Annotated in this window: 13 protein-coding genes; 9 read left to right on the forward strand and 4 right to left on the reverse strand. The window is 41.8% G+C overall.

What is annotated here, in order from left to right:
* Positions 1 to 2: 2 nt before the first annotated feature.
* Positions 3 to 1,439 (reverse strand): peptidylprolyl isomerase, encoded by a 1,437-nt coding sequence (locus ACFGVS_RS21910; protein WP_274211129.1) that lies wholly within the window; start codon positions 1,437 to 1,439, stop codon positions 3 to 5.
* A gap of 274 nt (positions 1,440 to 1,713) precedes the next feature.
* Between ACFGVS_RS21910 and ACFGVS_RS21915 the strand changes: the two genes are divergently transcribed.
* From ACFGVS_RS21915 to ACFGVS_RS21930, 4 genes are all read left to right on the forward strand, one after another.
* Positions 1,714 to 2,310, forward strand: coding sequence for a hypothetical protein (locus tag ACFGVS_RS21915; RefSeq protein WP_439695581.1), 597 nt, complete (start codon positions 1,714 to 1,716; stop codon positions 2,308 to 2,310).
* 71 nt (positions 2,311 to 2,381) lie between these two features.
* Positions 2,382 to 2,960 carry a non-canonical purine NTP diphosphatase gene (locus tag ACFGVS_RS21920; RefSeq protein ID WP_439695582.1) on the forward strand — a complete coding sequence of 193 codons (579 nt, stop codon included), beginning with the start codon at positions 2,382 to 2,384 and terminating at the stop codon, positions 2,958 to 2,960.
* A gap of 75 nt (positions 2,961 to 3,035) precedes the next feature.
* Positions 3,036 to 3,206 (forward strand): hypothetical protein, encoded by a 171-nt coding sequence (locus tag ACFGVS_RS21925; protein ID WP_274211126.1) that lies wholly within the window; start codon positions 3,036 to 3,038, stop codon positions 3,204 to 3,206.
* 45 nt (positions 3,207 to 3,251) lie between these two features.
* The gene (locus ACFGVS_RS21930) at positions 3,252 to 3,731 is read left to right on the forward strand and encodes a hypothetical protein (protein ID WP_274211125.1); all 480 of its coding nucleotides are present in this window, start codon (positions 3,252 to 3,254) and stop codon (positions 3,729 to 3,731) included.
* A gap of 139 nt (positions 3,732 to 3,870) precedes the next feature.
* Here ACFGVS_RS21930 and ACFGVS_RS21935 read toward each other — a convergent pair whose 3' ends face one another.
* On the reverse strand, positions 3,871 to 5,001 hold the full coding sequence (locus ACFGVS_RS21935; protein WP_274211124.1) for a lactonase family protein: 1,131 nt from the start codon (positions 4,999 to 5,001) through the stop codon (positions 3,871 to 3,873).
* Between the two features lie 81 nt (positions 5,002 to 5,082).
* The gene (locus ACFGVS_RS21940) at positions 5,083 to 6,612 is read right to left on the reverse strand and encodes a pseudouridine synthase (RefSeq protein ID WP_439695583.1); all 1,530 of its coding nucleotides are present in this window, start codon (positions 6,610 to 6,612) and stop codon (positions 5,083 to 5,085) included.
* Between the two features lie 230 nt (positions 6,613 to 6,842).
* Between ACFGVS_RS21940 and ACFGVS_RS21945 the strand changes: the two genes are divergently transcribed.
* The 3 genes from ACFGVS_RS21945 to ACFGVS_RS21955 all read left to right on the forward strand — a co-directional run bounded on the left by ACFGVS_RS21945 (position 6,843) and on the right by ACFGVS_RS21955 (position 12,325).
* Complete coding sequence (locus ACFGVS_RS21945) at positions 6,843 to 7,625, forward strand: lytic transglycosylase domain-containing protein (protein WP_255369742.1); 783 nt, start codon at positions 6,843 to 6,845, stop codon at positions 7,623 to 7,625.
* 404 nt (positions 7,626 to 8,029) lie between these two features.
* Positions 8,030 to 10,876, forward strand: coding sequence for an excinuclease ABC subunit UvrA (gene uvrA / locus ACFGVS_RS21950; RefSeq protein WP_439695584.1), 2,847 nt, complete (start codon positions 8,030 to 8,032; stop codon positions 10,874 to 10,876).
* A 36-nt stretch (positions 10,877 to 10,912) separates the two neighbouring features.
* The gene (locus tag ACFGVS_RS21955) at positions 10,913 to 12,325 is read left to right on the forward strand and encodes a Fic family protein (RefSeq protein WP_439695585.1); all 1,413 of its coding nucleotides are present in this window, start codon (positions 10,913 to 10,915) and stop codon (positions 12,323 to 12,325) included.
* A 70-nt stretch (positions 12,326 to 12,395) separates the two neighbouring features.
* Here the strand turns inward: ACFGVS_RS21955 and ACFGVS_RS21960 are convergent, their stop codons facing one another.
* Positions 12,396 to 12,962 carry an RNA polymerase sigma-70 factor gene (locus tag ACFGVS_RS21960; protein ID WP_439695586.1) on the reverse strand — a complete coding sequence of 189 codons (567 nt, stop codon included), beginning with the start codon at positions 12,960 to 12,962 and terminating at the stop codon, positions 12,396 to 12,398.
* Positions 12,963 to 13,208: 246 nt separating this feature from the next.
* Here ACFGVS_RS21960 and ACFGVS_RS21965 point away from each other — a divergent pair, with 246 nt between their 5' ends.
* Both ACFGVS_RS21965 and ACFGVS_RS21970 read left to right on the forward strand, forming a co-directional pair.
* A complete protein-coding gene (locus ACFGVS_RS21965) occupies positions 13,209 to 14,270 on the forward strand; it encodes a FecR family protein (RefSeq protein ID WP_439695587.1) in 1,062 nt (353 codons plus the stop codon).
* Between the two features lie 263 nt (positions 14,271 to 14,533).
* Positions 14,534 to 17,995, forward strand: coding sequence for a TonB-dependent receptor (locus ACFGVS_RS21970; RefSeq protein ID WP_439695588.1), 3,462 nt, complete (start codon positions 14,534 to 14,536; stop codon positions 17,993 to 17,995).
* Positions 17,996 to 17,999: the final 4 nt, after the last annotated feature.

Genomic DNA, 17,999 nt, shown 5'->3' on the forward strand with positions numbered 1-17,999 from the left:
TATTATTTAGCTTGGGCAGTTGTTGTTACAGGAGGTGTTAACCACTTTTTCAATATGTCGCAAGTTTGATATTCAGGGTCAATTTTGATGAACGTTTGTTTACGGCGTTTATCAAACCATTGGTTTACTACCCTTGTGTTTTTATCCTGGTAAGCAAAATCTTTCAGCTTAGGAAAATCCTGCGCAAGGTTGGCTTTGTGTGCATCGGTTGCTGATTTAAGGTATAGTATTTTATAGCTCTTTTTACCATCGGCGCCGGTAAATATATCGGGTTTAGATATACTGCCAACTTTCATGGTATCAACAACCAGGGCAACTTTAGGGTCAAGCTTATCAGTAGGAATAAAGGTTGTGCGGGTTTGTACGTTTTCGGCGTTCAGCATCATACCGCCGTTAAATTTGGTTTCTTTGTCGTCCGAATAAAAATTCGCGGCAGCAGAAAAATCAAGATCTTTTTTATGCGCCATCATCAGCGTATAAATACTATCGGCTTTTGCTTTGGCCCTATCCAAGCTGGCCTGGGTAGTAGCCGGCGATATCAGGATGTGCCTTACGTGTACCTGCTCGCCACGGCGCTCAATAACCTGTAAAAAGTGAAAACCAAAGTCGGTTTCAAACACGGGCGAAATCTCTCCGGCTTTAAGCTTAAAGGCATTGGCAGTAAATTCTTTTACAAATGTAGTACGATCGGCAAAACCAAGGTCGCCACCTTCAACTGCCGATTGCGGATCTTGCGAGTACAAACGTGCTAAAGTTCCAAAATCTTCGCCTTTTTTTACGCGGGCAAGTAGTTCTTCGGCTTTTTCTTTATATAGTTGTTTTTCTTCTTTACTTAGTTTGGGCTGAAAAACAATTTCGCCAACCTCAACCTCTTTGTTGAATGAAGGCAAGCTATCCTTGGGCATTTTGTTAAAATAATCTTTAACATCCTGTGGGGTAACATTTAGCTTTTCGGTTATTTTTTGCTGCATTTTTTGAGCAATCATTTGCTCTTTCATGTCGGGGCGAATCTCGTCCTTGTACTGAATTATTGATCGACCTAAAAAGGCTTCCAGTTTATCCTGGCCACCTGCACGCTGCATCATTTCGCGCATACGGCGGTCAACACTGGCGTCAATATCATCATCTTTTACATCGATACTATCAATAACGGCCTGTTGTGCCAATAGCTTTTGTGTTAATAACGATTGCAATATCTGGCATTTTACAGCCGGATTTGGCTGCATACCTTCAACAAGGTAACGGGCGTATGATAGTTCAATATCCGACAATAAAATAGGGCTGTTACCAACAATTGCGGCAATTTTATCTAATGTTTTCCCTGGTGTTCTGGCCGTGTTGGTATCTGGTTTAGCTGCTGTGGCATCTAATGTAACTTGTGCCTTTGCAACTGATATTATGGATATAAACCCTAAAACTAATAACCCTAACTTTCTCATGTAATGCTTTATGTACTAAATAAAACGGAAATAACAATTCCGTTAAAACTTCAAATTTCGGTAAAATTTATTAATTATAGCGGCACAATTAAACTGAATAAAAAACAGTGATTTAAGCCGGTAGTGTTTAGTTTAAAGTCAGAGGTCGAAACACGTCTTTTTTTTTACTTAAAACTTAGTACTTCGGGCTTCAGGCTAAGGCCATGCTATAATTGTGCTAATATGGTTATAATGCTTCAAACGGTTTAACTACTTTTGGTTAAAATTTGTTAAAGTGAAAGTTGAAAACCCGGTTGCCCTACGCTTTATTTTACAGGATGAGCTTTATTTGCTAAAAACAGATAAGGCCATGTATGAAAACGTTGCAATGCCCCAACCCGAAATTGAAAGTATTGCTCCCGCTGTAATCGTTGCTGCATCGCCCTTGCCAATAACCAAACAACCGGAACCAACAGTTCAATCACCTGCACCAGAAGTTAAAACGCCTGTAATAAGTTTTAATTATTTAGGTAAAAACTTAAAACGCTTTTTGGTACTGGTACACTATCCCGAATTGGAATTTATTGATGATGCCCACTTAGCCGCACTTACCAATATTATTAAGCGGAAGGATTTAAGTATAGACGATGTTGCAATTTTAAACCTGGCCAGGCATGCCACTGTGCAATATAATGAACTGGTTAATTTTTTTAAACCAGCCAGGCTGTTGGTGCTGGGTAAAAATGCAATGCCGCAAGGCATAGCCCCTCTGGCGTTAAATGCTCCCAGTACCTTGGGAGATATTGCAGGCTTATATAGCTTTAGCTTTGGCGAAATGATGGATAACGTAGAGCATAAGAAAGCTTTTTGGGAACAAATGAAAACGCTATAATTTGACGATTTGAAAATGGGGTATCGTAAAAACATCATCTTCAAATTCTCAATTTTTCAAATTGATTCAATATGACGGAATTAGTATTCGCTACCAACAATCGCCACAAACTCGAAGAAGTAGAAGCAAAACTTCAGGGTAAAATTAAGCTGCTTACGCTTAACGATATTGGCTGCTATGATGATATTGAAGAAATCGGTACTACTTTTAAAGTAAACGCTTCTATTAAAAGCCAATACATTTATAATAAGTATAAACTGAATTGTTTTGGCGATGACAGCGGACTTGAAATAGATGCCCTGAATGGCGAACCGGGCGTTTATTCGGCCAGGTACGCTGGCGAACATGGGAATCATGCCGCCAATATTAAACAGGTACTGGATAAATTAAAGGACGAAACTAACCGAAAGGCAAGGTTCCGTACTGTGATATCATTAATGTGGGCTGATGAAGAATATTTTTTTGAGGGAACAGTTGAAGGAACTATCCGGACGGCACCCAGCGGAACAGACGGCTTTGGATACGACCCAATATTTGAACCAGAAGGTTACGCTATAACCTTTGCCGAAATGACTATGGACGAAAAAAACCAGATAAGCCACCGGGCGAAAGCCATGGAAAAACTCATTGGTTTTTTAAGCATTGCTTAAAATAAATATTCTCAGTTAACTTTCGTAACCTTAATGGCCTGTTATCCGTAAAATGGTGTTATAAGGAATACATCTATGAATCTTATTTATAAAATCAGCCACTCGTTATTCTCAAAAGATACCGACCACCGTTTTGCCAAAAGCCTTAAGAACGTTAAAGAGGCAGATATGTTAGTTGCATCCATTAACCAGCGTTTATTCGAAATAGATAAGCAGCTTAAATCAAACACGGTTAAGTATAGTTAAGCTTTTGGCAGGGTTTATGCTTATATGCATTAAATAACTTTTGTCATGAAAAATGTACTAAAAACACCGATAGCGATCCTATCCCTTATCTTTTTATTTGCGGCTTGTTCAACCCCTCAAACTGCAACTACAACTAACGTATCCCGGGGTAAATTCACCGGCACCTGGACATTGAACAACGTAAGTTACCAGGGCCTTGTACAAGGCGCTGTTCAAAACGTGTTTGACCAGGCGGCTCCCGAAGCATTTGTTGGCAGTACCTGGAAATTAACCAATAGCGGCAATGGTGTTTATACCATGAGCAACGGTACTTCGCAAACTATATACTGGTCAGTTTATAACGGAGGCACCACAGGTACGCAATTCCAATTTAAGAAAATTTACCAGGGCGATAAGCCTAAAAACGTAGCAGAAGGCTATCGATTGGATATTGCCAGTAACGATGGCAAGTCGATGGTTCTAAAATCGGCTGTTGATGTAGGCGGAACCAACGGGTATATCATTTATTCATTCACTAAAAATTAGGCGAAAGGATAAAGGTAAAAGGCGAAAGGTTGCCTTTACGAAAAAGGGGGCAAGCACAATTTACAATGTGCTTACCCCCTTTTGTTTTTTTAACTAATTGGCTGCTTTTGCCTTTTGCCTTTACCCTTTCACCTCAAAATTATTCTGCCGACGTAAACTTCAAACAAACGGGATTGCCGATATCTATTTTAATACCTGTTTGGGTTAGCTTACCTGTATTTTGGTCTATTTTAAATACAAACATACTATCACTGCCCTGGTTGGCTACAACCATATAGTTACCCGATGGGGCGATGGCAAAATCGCGCGGATTTTTACCGTATGTTGATTGGCGCGATACAAAGGTAAGTCCGCCGGTTTCCTGGTTAACCGCATAGCAAATAATTTCGTTAGTCTCTAAACGGTTTGATACATACAGAAAGCGGCCATCAGGCGATAGGTGGATAGCTGCGGCAGCTGTTTTGCCCGTAAAGCCATCAGGTAGTAAAGTTATCACCTGCTTCTGTTTAAACTTGCCGTTGTCATAATCAAACACAAATACATTCGATCCCATTTCGGTTGCCAGGTAAACATGCTTTTTATCTAAAGAATATTCCAGGTGACGGGGGCCTTCGCCGGGAGTAACGCTTACAAAAGTTGGATCGGTTAATGGAGATTCCTTACCCGGGCGGTAACGATAGATGTTTATCCTATCGGTACCCAAATCATTATAAAACAGGTATTTTTCGTCGGGCGACAATATGCTCATATGGGCATGCGGGCCTTCCTGCCGTTCTTTGTTGGGGCCTTTGCCGTCTTCGTTACGTACAGTTTCAATGCCGTTGCCAAGTGAACCGTCCTTATTAACAGGCAATACAGCAACCTGCCCGCTTGAATAATTGGCTACAAACACATTTTTTTGCGCTTTGTCCACAGCTATGTAACATGGGTCGGCACCTAACGAGGACTGTTTGTTAATAAAATCTATTTTACCTGTTTTGGCGTCAAATGAAAATGCGCTTACCTCGCCTTTGGTAACTTCGTTTACGGCGTAAATAAATTTATTGTTTTTGCTGATGGTGAGGTACGATGGGTTGGTAACGCCATCTATCTGGCTTAAATAAGCCAGTTTGCCGCTTTGGGTATAAAAGCGGTAAACCATAATACCCTTACTGGTACCAGTTGTATACGTACCTACAACCAGGTCAAATGATTTGGGAATTGGCTTTTTGTCCTGGGCGTAATTAAACAAAGGCGATAGCATCGCTATGATCAAAAGAACTTTTTTCATGTGGGTACAAATTGATTATGGAGCGCAAGTTAACAAAATAGACAAAAAAAACGCCCCGATGTTTAGCGGGGCGTTTTATAATTATTTTATCAGGTGTTTAAGCTGGATAATCTCGCTTTCTTCCAAATGGCGGTAGCGGCCGCGTGGAAGGTCTTTTTTGGTGAGATTGGCATAAACCACCCTGTCAAGCTTTACAACCTCGTAACCAAGGCTTTCAAAAATGCGGCGTACCACACGGTTTTTACCGCTGTGGATTTGGATGCCTACTTCGCGCTTTGATGCACCGGCAACGTACGATACCGAATCGGGTTTAATTAAACCATCTTCCAGCTCGATACCATAGGTGATCTTATTCAAATCACCTTGAGATAAAGCTTTACTTAACTCAACCTGGTATAGTTTGCTGATGTTGCTGCGAGGGTGCGATAATTTGTCGGCAAGGTCGCCATCGTTGGTCATTAATAATAACCCGGTGGTATTCCTGTCTAAACGGCCAATTGGGTAAATGCGCTCTTTGGTTGCTTTTTCAACCAGGTGCATTACAGTACGGCGTTCTTGTGGGTCTTCGGTAGTAGTAATGTAATCCTTTGGTTTATTTAACAATACATAAACCATTTTTTCACGACGCAGGGTTTCGCCGTTATATTTGATCTCATCCTTACGCGGATCAATTTTGGCACCCAGTTCATCAACAACCACACCGTTTACCGATACCACACCGGCAATGATCAGCTCGTCGGCCTTACGACGAGAACAGATGCCTGCATTTGATATATAGCGGTTAAGGCGGATAAGGCCGTCATCCTTAGTTTTGGTCTCCGCTGGTTTTTTACGGCCGCGCATGGTCCTTTCGGGCGCGCTGGTATCTTTGGTTATCTTATCGTAAGTAGGCTTACGTTGTGGCTTGTCGGCATTGTAAGCCGGCTTATCTTTTGAAAAACTCCCTTCGCGTTTCTTAAATCCGCCTTCGGGCCTTTCACCAAATTTTTTATCTGTCGATCTTTCTGCACCTGCGCCAAAACTTCTTTTGGGCTTATCGCCAAAATCGGTATTGGATGTACGGGTGCGTGGTGATGAGTATGGTTTCTTTTCGCCGGCACTGCTGCCGCCAAAGTTTCTTTTGGGTCTTTCTTCACCTTCGCCAGAGGTTGGACGGCCAGAGTAGGGCTTTCTTTCGCCGCTGGCGGATGAGCCTGCACCGAAGCTTCTTTTTGGCCTGTCTTCAAAATCGCCGCCTGTTGGCCTGCCAGAGTATGGCTTGCTGCGTGGCGAAAAGCTTTTTTTATCGCCGGATGAAGCACCCTCTCTAAAGTTACTTTTAGGTCTGTCGTCACCTGCCGCAGGTCTGCCTGAATATGGCTTTGATCTGCCCGACGATTTTTTGTCGCCAGATGATGCGTTGTCCCTAAAATTGCTTTTGGGCTTATCGTCGCTGAACCTGTTGCTTTGGAATGGTTTATCCGGTCTGGATAGTTTTTTCTTTTCTCCGTCCGGAGTGGCTTTACCTTTTGCGGTTGCCGGTCTTTTTGGCTTATCGTCGCCTCTTGAGCTTCTGCCAGTTGATTTTCCTGGCCTGTCATCGCGACTACCTGTTGGTCTCTTAAATACCATATTTTTTTGTTTAGCGCTTTCGCAGCGTGAGGGTCAAAGTTACGCTTTTTTGGCACACTTTAATTAAAAAAATCAAAAAAATGTCAGCAAACAAAATCACGGTTTAAACGGTTTTAAACACAGTTTTTGAACCGAAAACCCATGCTAAAAAAGTTGGCAAAATCCTAAGTATTTGATTATGTGATTTGTATGACATACCTTTGCAGCACATTTTACCTAATGTATAGTTAATGATAAAAAAAGAAATGATTAAAAAACACTTACTTACGTGCTCCGTAATCCTGGTGCTGGCCCTCATTTCAAAGCTTAATATCTACAGCACAACAATTGCTGAAACGGTTGCAAAACCGGCCAAATTAAGCCATCGGACCTCGAAATTTATTTTTATTAAAAGCACTGCGGCTACCTATAGTTTTGCCGATGAAGCTTTACCTGTTAACGATGCCAGGGTTACCAAAAAACTCAATAAATCGCTTAGCCAACATTCGTTTAAAAGTGTTCAGTCAACCTTGCTGCACCGCAAGGCCGAAGCGCTGTTCCCTATTATTGAGCCCATTTTAAAGTTTTATGGCATTCCTGATGATTTTAAATACATCCCGTTGGTTGAATCGGGCCTTAAAAGCGGCACTTCATCAAAAGGGGCATCTGGCTTATGGCAGTTTATGGCGGGTACCGCGCGTACTTATGGCCTAAAGGTTGGTCATGGTGTTGATGAACGCCAAAATGTGCGCAAATCAACAATAGCAGCCTGCAAGTACATCAAAGAACTGTATGGTGAATTTAACAGCTGGACGCTGGCTGCCGCCGCTTACAACAATGGCTCCATTAAAATGGAACGCGCCATTAATAAGCAAAACGAGGATAATTACTTTCGCTTAAGCCTCAACCGCGAAACCGGTTCATACATCTATAAGCTTATTGCCATGAAAGCAATTATCGAACAGCCAAAAAAGTTTGGGTACAAGGATTACATTGTTATCCCACCCACAACACAACTGTTAGCATTTAATTAGTGAATTGGTGGGTTAGTGAATTGGCGATTGAAGTAATCTTTTTTAAATCAATAATTCAAACACTCAATAATTCAATAATTAAAATTTACGGAGCACTTGAAAGCCGATCTTCCTGGATGGAGGATCGGCTTTTTTATGTTTTGCTATTCAATAATATACTTGCTCAATATCATAGTAAATTGATCATTGAGTCTGCTGCTTTAGGCTTTCTGCCTTAAGCTCTCTATAAAAACAAGTTTAAAAAACAGCGGTTACATTAGGGCTGTTATTTTTAGGTCAAATAACGTTTTGGGTTGTTGCATATCTTATAAAGCATCAGCTTTTTACATATATTTGCGAAAAATATTAGTATAGTTGGCGGGCATTTTTAAACCGGCTAAACGGTATTGTTTTTAAAAATACATATGATTGAAAAAACCATCGACCTGGGCGAACAAAGTGAAGTTGAAGTTTACGGGGCCAGGGTACATAATTTAAAAAATATTGATGTTTCTTTTCCGCGCAACCAGCTGGTGGTAATTACCGGCTTAAGTGGCAGCGGTAAGTCGTCATTAGCATTTGACACCATTTATGCCGAAGGGCAGCGCCGTTATATGGAAACATTTTCGGCTTACTCGCGCCAGTTTATGGGTGGTATGGAGCGACCGGATGTAGATAAAGTATCGGGCTTAAGCCCGGTTATTGCTATTGAGCAAAAAACAACCAGCAAAAATCCACGATCAACAGTGGGGACAATTACCGAGATTTACGATTTTATGCGTTTGCTTTTCGCCCGTACCGGGGATGCCTATTCCTACACAACCGGCGAGAAAATGGAACGGATGAGCGAAGATCAGATCCTGAAAACCATTACCGAAAAATTCGACGGTCAGCCCGTGAACATCCTGGCACCAGTTGTAAAAGCCCGCAAGGGGCATTACCGCGAGCTTTTTGAATCTATCCGTAAGCAGGGCTACCTTAAAGTATGGATTGATGGCGCCATGGCCGACGTAGAGCCAAAAATGCAGGTAGACAGGTACAAGATCCATGATATTGATATTGTGGTTGACAGACTGGTGGTGACCGAAAAAGACAGCAAACGTTTATACACCTCGGTACAAACGGCGCTTAAAATTGCCAAAGGGATTATCCGCGTGGGTGATAAGGACGGCAATGTGGCCTATTATAGTAAGTATTTGATGGACCCGGTTTCGGGTATCTCATACGATGAACCGCAGCCAAATACATTCTCGTTCAATTCTCCTTATGGCGCCTGCGAAAAATGTAATGGCCTGGGGTATATTTTTGAGGTTGATGAAGCATCGGTGATCCCCAATCCTAAGTTGACCATCATGAACGGTGGCCTGGCACCGATAGGAGAATACCGCGAAACCTGGATTTTCCAGGTGCTGAAGGCGCTGGCTAAAAAGTATGAGTTTTCATTAACTACCCCGATAGAAAAGTTAAGCCGCGATCATTTAGATATTATCCTTAACGGAGCACCCGATACCATCAGCGTTTCTGTAGAGTACAATAAATGGAATGTTCAAAGCTATACCATTACTTTTGATGGTATTGTGCGTATGCTGGAAGAGCAGCAGGAGCGCCGGAATGATGAGGGTATGGACGATATGGAAAATTATCGTGTACTGAAAACCTGCCCGGTTTGTGATGGCGCAAGGCTGAAAAAAGAATCGCTGCATTTTAAGGTAGATAACAAGAATATATTTGAGTTGGCCTGCATGGATATCAACCATCTGCAGGAGTGGTTTAACGGTTTGGAAGACAGGCTGAGCGAACGCCAGAATGTTATTGCCAAAGAGATACTGAAAGAGATCCGCGCACGTATCGTGTTCCTGCTGGATGTTGGCTTGAGTTATTTAACGCTTGATCGTACGGCCAAAACCCTATCAGGCGGCGAAGCGCAACGAATCCGTTTGGCTACACAGATAGGCTCGCAGCTGATGAATGTAATGTACATTTTAGATGAGCCGAGCATCGGCCTGCACCAACGCGACAACGAGCGCCTGATAAACGCCCTCAAAAACCTGCGCGATCTGGGCAATACGGTTTTGGTAGTTGAGCACGATAAAGATATGATACTGGAAGCCGACCATGTTATTGACATGGGCCCCGCTGCAGGCGTACACGGGGGGCAGATTGTTGCGCAGGGAACACCCGCACAATTAATGAAAGAACATACGCTTACAACATCCTATATCAATGGCGAACGTTCTATCGCCATTCCCGAAAAAAGGAGAGAGGGTAACGGAAAAACACTAAGCCTTAAAAAGGCAACCGGCCATAATTTAAAAAAGGTTTCTGTTGATTTTCCGTTAGGTAAATTAATTGGTGTTGCAGGGGTGTCCGGTAGCGGTAAATCAAGCTTAATTACCGAAACGTTATATCCGATATTAAACCATCATTTTTTCAGGGCCAAAAAGCATCCGCTGCCATATGAAAAAATTGAGGGGTTGGAGAACATCGATAAAGTGATCGAGATAGATCAAACACCAATCGGTCGTACACCGCGGTCAAACCCTGCTACCTATACCGGTGTATTTTCGGATATCCGGAACCTGTATGTTGCATTGCCCGAATCAAGGATCAGGGGATACAAGCCCGGCCGTTTCTCATTCAACGTAAAAGGCGGCCGCTGCGAAACCTGCCAGGGCGCCGGCATGAAAGTTATCGAGATGAACTTTTTACCTGATGTGCAGGTACCTTGCGAAGAATGTGGCGGCCGCCGGTACAACCGCGAAACGCTGGAAGTACGCTATCGCGGTAAATCCATCAGCGATGTGCTGGATATGAGTATTGAAGATGCTACGCCATTTTTTGAGCATATCCCATCCATATACCGTAAGGTAAAAACCCTGAATGATGTTGGTTTAGGTTACATTACTTTGGGCCAGGCCTCAACTACCCTATCAGGTGGCGAGGCGCAACGTGTTAAGCTGGCTACCGAGCTATCAAAAAAAGATACAGGTAACACCTTTTACATTTTAGATGAACCTACCACCGGTTTGCATTTTGAAGATATTAACGTGCTGTTAGGCGTGCTTTATCAACTGGTTGATAAAGGCAATACGGTTTTGGTAATTGAGCATAACCTGGATGTAATCAAAGTTGTTGATCATGTTATCGATCTTGGCCCCGAAGGCGGTTCTGGCGGCGGTAAAATTCTTTTTAGCGGCACACCCGAAGGGTTGTGTAAGGTGAAGGAAAGTTTTACAGGTCAGTTTTTGAAAAAGGAAATGGGGATAAAATAATAAAATCCGATATTACCTTTACTAAAATAACAACGAATGAGTTTTATAGAGAAATTACAGGAAATTGATAGTCTTCAGGCTGCTATACAGGAGCGTGGGCCTATTCCTGTGAGTTTACTCAATAAGATTAACTATAAGCTGCGGTTGGAGTGGAACTACACTTCTAACAGCATGGAAGGAAACTCACTAACTAAGCGCGAAACGCGTACGGTGATGGTCAATAACTTAGAAGTTAATGGCAAACCGATAAAGGATGTAATGGAAATCCGGAGTCATGACAAAGTAATCACTACGATTATGAAAATGGGCAAGGGCGAACTCAATATATCTGAAAGCAGGATAAAAGAGATCCATAAAGGCATCATGTACGAAGAAGACGCGGAAAAATTAAAATATGTTGGTCAGTGGAAAAGCACTGATAATTACATGCTTAATTTTGATGGTGAACGCTATGATTTTACACCGCATGCCGAAGTCCCTGAACGGATGCATGAATTAGTTAATTGGATAAATAGCGAAAAGGAAAAAATTGAAAGGTCAAAAAAAGATGCTGCTCACCCGGCACTATTGGCGTTTAAATTTCAAATAGATTATCTCACTATTCATCCATTTTATGATGGCAATGGCCGTACAGCCAGGATTTTATCTAACCTGATATTGATTTCTTATGGATTTCCCCCGCTTTATATTAAGGAGAATGAGAAGCAAAATTACTACCGGTATTTAACCGATATTCAAGGCGGCGGTGGGGAGCCGGATTTGTTTTATGAGTTTATGGCGGGGCTGCTATTGAGGTCGTTGCAAATTACAATTGATACTTTGGATGGGAAGGATGTTGAGGAGACTGATGACTTTGTAAAAGAGATACAATTGCTGAAGGCAAAGGCTAAAAGTAAAGGAATACCCAAATCGCCAAAAATCATTTACGATGCTTTTAAAATAGTTGAAAGTGAGATATGGAGGAATGTTAAAGCTACTTTAAAGGAATTTGACGATCTTTTCAATGAGACAAAAACTACTATTAGTGTCAATGACAAACTTGTCCAATTGGCTAATAGTAATCAAAATTGGGGTGTTGCTGAAATGTTGAAAGCAATCGATATTTTGCAAAAATCAATAAAAGACGAGAAAAGGAAGATCTTTGATTTGGATGTTTATGAAAATAATATAGAAACGGTTACTTGGGAGCACAAGATGTTTGCTTTAAATGGCGCAGAGATTCCAACTAATTTTGATTTTTTCTTGCGTGTAAATTTCAACGCATATAAATATAAAATACGTTTAACGTTAGCTGACGCAAGTAAAAAGACTTTGATAAGGTCAATATACGAAATCGATAAATCATACGGGAATCCTTTTTTACCTGAAGAACTGGCAGATATAAGTTCGAATTTAAAAAAGCAATTTATTGACGAGATTAAATTGAGAATAGACGATTCTTTAGAATAGTGCCTATTAATTCAATAGTTGAGGCAGCTATTGAATTAGCTTATAACTTGACTTTAACACGTTCTTCCCCTCAAAACATCAACAAATAACTCACATGCTTCAGCGTTTGCCTTAACTTTTCTAAGGCTATACTCACCTGGCGTTCAACCGTTTTGGGCGAAAGGTTGAGCTTACTGGCAATTTCCTTATACTTCATATCGCTAAAGCGGCTCAATACAAAAATTTCGCGGCATTTTTCGGGGAGGGTGTTTATGGCTGCTTTTATCTGGTGGGCCAGCTCTTTTTCTTCGTACCCGTTTTCAACAGCGCTGCGTACTTCATCAAGCAGGTTGTTTTTTTGCAGGTAATCAACGTAAAGGTTTTCTATTTTTTGGTGCTTCAAATAATTGAGGCTACGGTTTTGCGCCATTTTATACAGGTATGAACTTACCGATGTTGAAAAGGTAACTTCATGCCCCTTTTCCCATAAATCGGTAAATATTTCGGCAACAATCTCTTCGGCCACCGGCAAATCATTCACAAAACGATTGGCGAAAAGCGTAAGGCTGGTATAGTGAAGTTTAAATAAAACTTCAAACGCGTCGGCATCGCCTTGTGTGAGTTTTGTTATTGGTGTGTTGGCTTTTGAGGTAATCATTTATTCATAGGAAAGGCAAAAAACGAATTACTTTTTAAAAAACTTTAACAAGTTAACGATTAAATTTTGAAAGCATCAAATTTAATATGGAAATATTGACAAATCCGCCTGCGAATATTTTGCATAGTGGGCATAATTCGCAATTAGCTGGGTAAAACTTTGCCTTTATCCGAATTTAATAAAGAAATATTTTAATTCCGTTTGAGGGTACTGCTCTTTTCAGTTGTCTTGCTAATAAGAACACGAATGGACAACGAGGAAATAAAACTGTTACTGGTAAAATACATAACCCGCGAAGCCGATGAAAAAGAAGTAGAGCAGGTAAAAGAATGGGTTAATGCGCACCCCGAGAATGAGCAGTACTTTGCCCAGCTATATGAAACCTGGCAAAACATGCTGTACCTGGAGCCCGATGTTATTAATGAGGAGAAAGCATTCGCCAAATTTTCGGCGGCAACTATCCCGCATGAGCCAAAATACCGCGTGCTTGCTATATGGAGTAAAGTAGCTGCAACCGTGGCCCTGTTTGGTTTGCTAACAGCTTTGCTTGTAAACCATTATTCAAAAAATGTGCAGAACACGAGGCTCGTATCTGTTAATAATGGGGGCATAAAAAAAATAGTTTTAAGCGATGGCACACTTGTTTGGCTAAATGCAGGCAGCAAGCTTAAATACAATACTGATTTTAATAAAACAAACCGGACTGTTTACCTGGAGGGTGAGGCCTTTTTCGACATCGCCCCCGGCGGCAAAACTATTCCGTTTTTGGTTAACACTAAAAATTATACCATCAGGGATATCGGCACAAAATTTAACCTGAAGGCTTACGCCAACGACTCTTTTTTTGAAACCACGGTTGTAAAAGGCGAGGTAGCGGTTGAGGGTAACATAGATAACAACACCCGCGAGATGAATCGCATCTACGTTAAGCCGCACCAGGTGCTCAGAATATATTATCCCAGTGCCGAAAAATACGCTGTAAAGCAGGATGATAAAGAATTGAAAAACCTTAACGAGATACAAGTATCGGAGGTTGATTCGGCAAAAATGGACCGCTACGATGGCTGGAAGGACGATTTGCTGGTATTTGATGGTAACACCCTCGGCGAGATTGCCAAAGTATTGGAGCGCAGGTATAATGTAAAAATTATTATGGACGATGCCGGGCTGCAAAACATCCGCTATTCGGGCAGTTTCAAAAGCATATCCAGTATAGATAAAGTTTTGGACCTGATAAAGGGCAATACAGCAATCAACTATTCTATTACGGGCAACACAATAAACATCATAAAAAACAATAAAAACTAATCTGTTAACCCTTTAAAAACAAAATAACTTATGGCGAAAAACTAACGCTCTCTCTTTCAAAATAAAAAACCCGGTGTGCGCTAACACTCCGGGCTTCAATAAAATCAATAGCTAATACCCTACGCTTGGGGAAGCATCGTATTAACTGATTAACAAACAAATTTATGATAAATTTTGACAGAAAATCTGTAATGGCTGCGCGCGCGTGGCAAAAAACGATTAAAATTATGAAGCTTGTAACTGTTTTACTCTTAACGGGAATAATGCAAATACACGCAGCTGCTTTTTCGCAAAACGTTTACAACTTTAATGTAAACAATATATCTGTTAAACAGATGTTTAAGCAGATTGAAAAAAACAGCAAATACACGGTTTTTTACCGGCTGGACCAGGTTAACATTGATAAAAAGATTGATGTTGAACTGCAAAACGCCAGTATTGAAACGGTAATGAAAGATGTACTTAAAAATCAGCAACTCACCTTCCAGGTGGTTGATAACATCATTATTATTAAACCGGCTGATGGAAAAACAATAGCAACCGTTACGGTTACCGGTACTGTTACAGATGCCGCGGGGCTGCCGCTACCTGGAGTCAGCATAAAACTTAAAGGAAGCACATTAGGAACAGTAACCAATATCGACGGGAAATATAGCCTTACATTGCCCGATGGTACAGGCACGCTCCTTTTTAACTTTTTGGGCTTTACACCACAGGAAGTACCCATTGCCGGCCAAACCGTAGTAAACGTAAAGCTTGTTGAGGAATCAAAAGCCCTGAACGAGGTTGTAGTGGTTGGTTATACCACTCAAAAAAAGAAAGACCTTACCGGCGCCGTAGCCGTAGTTAATGTTAAGGATTTGAATAAACAAGCATCATCATCGGTAAACAGCCAGTTACAGGGGCAGGCATCTGGCGTTACAGTAACCGGATCGGGCCAGCCGGGTGAAGAGCCCCAGGTACACATCCGGGGTTTTAACACGTTTGGCGATAACACCCCATTGTATGTGGTTGATGGTATGGAAACCTATGACGTGAGCACTATTAACCCAAATGATGTCGAATCGTTACAGGTGTTAAAGGATGCAAGCTCCGCGTCAATATATGGGGCCAGGGCTGCAAACGGGGTTATCATCATTACCACCAAAAGGGGCAAGGGCAAAGTGAGCATTCAGTACGATGCGTATTATGGTTCGCAGGTGCCTAAAGGAGGCAACGTTTGGCATACATTAAACCCGCAGCAAGCGGCCAACTTACAGCTAATGGCCGAAAAAAATTCCGGGATTACCGATTTTACAGACCCGTTATATAACCCAACAGGGGCCAACTCCACTTTTACATTGCCCGATTATATTACACCTGCCGGTGCAAAAGCCGGCGATCCTTCGGTAAATCCCTCAAAATATTACGTTAACCCTAACTATACCTCGCCTGATGATTTTAATAGCTTTTATCGGATAACAAAGGCAAATAAAGCAGGCACCGATTGGTATCATGAACTATTCAAATCGGCTCCTATAACCAGCCATAATTTAACCTTAAGCGGCAGCAGCGATCAGGCAAGCTACCTGTTCTCGCTCAATTATTTTAATCAGCAGGGAACATTGATTGATACTTACCTAAAACGGTACACCCTGCGCTCAAATACCACTTTTAATATTACCAAACATATCAGGATTGGTGAAAACCTGGCTTATTCTATCACCAAAACGCCCCAGGTAGCTGCCGCTAACCATGCGCAAATAAGTGCCAACAATCCCGATGGCGTTATTGCTATGGGTTTAAGAGAGCAGTCAATTATACCTGTTTATGATATAATGGGCAATTATGCCGGCACTTATGGTACTGGTTTGGGCGATTCTAATAACCCTGTAGCTATACAGCAGCGAACAAAGGTAAATGGCGCTATAGCTTACCGGCTGCTGGGCAACATGTTTGCCGAAGCGGATATTTTTAAGGGCCTTACCCTGCGGACCAGTTTTGGCGGCGATATTACAAACAGTAATGACCACGCGTTTACCTATCCAACATACGAAAACGTTGAAAACTCCCAAACAAACAGCTACAACGAAAATTCGGCCAATAGCTATAGCTACAACTGGACAAATACGCTTACTTATCTGAAAACTTTTGGTAAGCATAATTTGAACGTGGTTATAGGTACCGAGGCTGTTGAAACTTATGATAAAAGCCTGGGTGGTAGTATACAGGGCTTTTATAATTTTGATCCTGATTATGTAAGCCTTTCAACCGGTACAGCAAATAAAAACACCTACAGCAGTAAAAGCTCAACGTCGCTATTATCTGAATTTGCCCGCCTGGATTATGTTTTTGATAATAAGTACCTGTTTAACGCTACAATCCGCCGCGATGGTTCTTCAAAATTCCCGGTAACCCAGCGTTATGGCTACTTCCCGGCTTTTAGCGCCGGCTGGCGTGTTTCGCAGGAGAGTTTTTTAAAAGAAGTAAAATGGCTTACCGATCTTAAAGTACGTGGCGGCTGGGGTATCATGGGTAACCAGATCAATATGGGAGCAAAAGATGCTTACACTACTTTTGGTACCAATATTGGCCAGTCATATTATCCTTTGGATGGTAACTCCGCGTTGTTACCGGGCTTCTATCAGGATCAGATAGCTAACCCCAACGCTTTGTGGGAAAAAGATATCAACTCCAACTTTGGGTTTGATGCTACCCTCCTTAACGGCAAAGTGGCCATAACGGCCGATTATTATCGTAAAGATATTAAGGACCTTTTATACGCGGCCAGGCAGTTAGGAACCGCCGGTAATGGTAACGTGCCTGCACAAAATGTGGGCAAAATGAAAACCGATGGACTGGATATATCTGTAACAAGCAATATAACTGTAAATAAGGACCTGAGTTTTAACGCCACAGGAACTTTAACAACTTATAATAACAAAATATTAAAAGTATCTGACGATAGGGACTATTTTGTTGGCGATGCCACAAGCCGCTTTGATGGCCCTATAACCAGGAGCGCCGTTGGCCATTCGCTGGGCGAATTTTATGGCTATCAAATAGCCGGTTTTTGGAATAGCCAGGCACAAATAAATGCGGCAGATGCAAGTGCCCAAAAAGTAACTAACGACCCTAATGCCGTTTATCAATCAGATACTAAAGTGGGGCGTTTCAGATATAAAGACGTAAACGGAGATGGTGTAATAACCGATGCCGACCGTACATTTATCGGCAACCCTAATCCGAAATTTACTGCTGGCTTAAACCTGGCTGTAAACTATAAAAACTTTGATGCCAGCGTATTCCTTTATGGCTCATTTGGTAACAAATTATGGAACAGCGTTAAATACTGGCGAGACTTTTACGCTTCATTCGGAACAGCCAAAAGCTATACTGCGCTTAATGATTCATGGACGCCAACGCATCAAAATGCAAAAGCCCCTATCCAGGAGTTGGATGCATCTACCAGCAGCGGCGCAACACCAAACTCGTACTTTGTTGAAAACGGAACATATGTACGTATGCGCAATGCTCAAATTGGTTACACCTTTAAAGTCGCCGGCTTAAAAAAGGCAGGCATTCAGAAGCTGCGCGTATATGTATCGGCAACCAACTTGTTTACTTTAACAGGCTATAGCGGTGTCGATCCGGAACTGAGCGGTAACACCAAAGATTTTGGCATTGACGAAGGTAGCTATGCCAGCCCGCGCACATTCTTATTCGGAGTTAATTTTTCATTATAACAAC

It is taken from the genome of Mucilaginibacter sediminis (genome assembly GCF_051903035.1).
Classification (GTDB): domain Bacteria; phylum Bacteroidota; class Bacteroidia; order Sphingobacteriales; family Sphingobacteriaceae; genus Mucilaginibacter.

Bases quoted from the DNA above. Each gene is read 5' to 3' on its own strand.
- ACFGVS_RS21910 (WP_274211129.1), bottom strand. From the start codon at position 1,439: ATGAGAAAGTTAGGGTTATTAGTTTTAGGGTTTATATCCATAATATCA.
- ACFGVS_RS21920 (WP_439695582.1), top strand. From the start codon at position 2,382: ATGACGGAATTAGTATTCGCTACCAACAATCGCCACAAACTCGAAGAA.
- ACFGVS_RS21925 (WP_274211126.1), top strand. From the start codon at position 3,036: ATGAATCTTATTTATAAAATCAGCCACTCGTTATTCTCAAAAGATACC.
- ACFGVS_RS21930 (WP_274211125.1), top strand. From the start codon at position 3,252: ATGAAAAATGTACTAAAAACACCGATAGCGATCCTATCCCTTATCTTT.
- ACFGVS_RS21935 (WP_274211124.1), bottom strand. From the start codon at position 5,001: ATGAAAAAAGTTCTTTTGATCATAGCGATGCTATCGCCTTTGTTTAAT.
- ACFGVS_RS21940 (WP_439695583.1), bottom strand. From the start codon at position 6,612: ATGGTATTTAAGAGACCAACAGGTAGTCGCGATGACAGGCCAGGAAAA.
- ACFGVS_RS21945 (WP_255369742.1), top strand. From the start codon at position 6,843: ATGATAAAAAAAGAAATGATTAAAAAACACTTACTTACGTGCTCCGTA.
- uvrA (WP_439695584.1), top strand. From the start codon at position 8,030: ATGATTGAAAAAACCATCGACCTGGGCGAACAAAGTGAAGTTGAAGTT.
- ACFGVS_RS21955 (WP_439695585.1), top strand. From the start codon at position 10,913: ATGAGTTTTATAGAGAAATTACAGGAAATTGATAGTCTTCAGGCTGCT.
- ACFGVS_RS21960 (WP_439695586.1), bottom strand. From the start codon at position 12,962: ATGATTACCTCAAAAGCCAACACACCAATAACAAAACTCACACAAGGC.
- ACFGVS_RS21965 (WP_439695587.1), top strand. From the start codon at position 13,209: ATGGACAACGAGGAAATAAAACTGTTACTGGTAAAATACATAACCCGC.
- ACFGVS_RS21970 (WP_439695588.1), top strand. From the start codon at position 14,534: ATGCAAATACACGCAGCTGCTTTTTCGCAAAACGTTTACAACTTTAAT.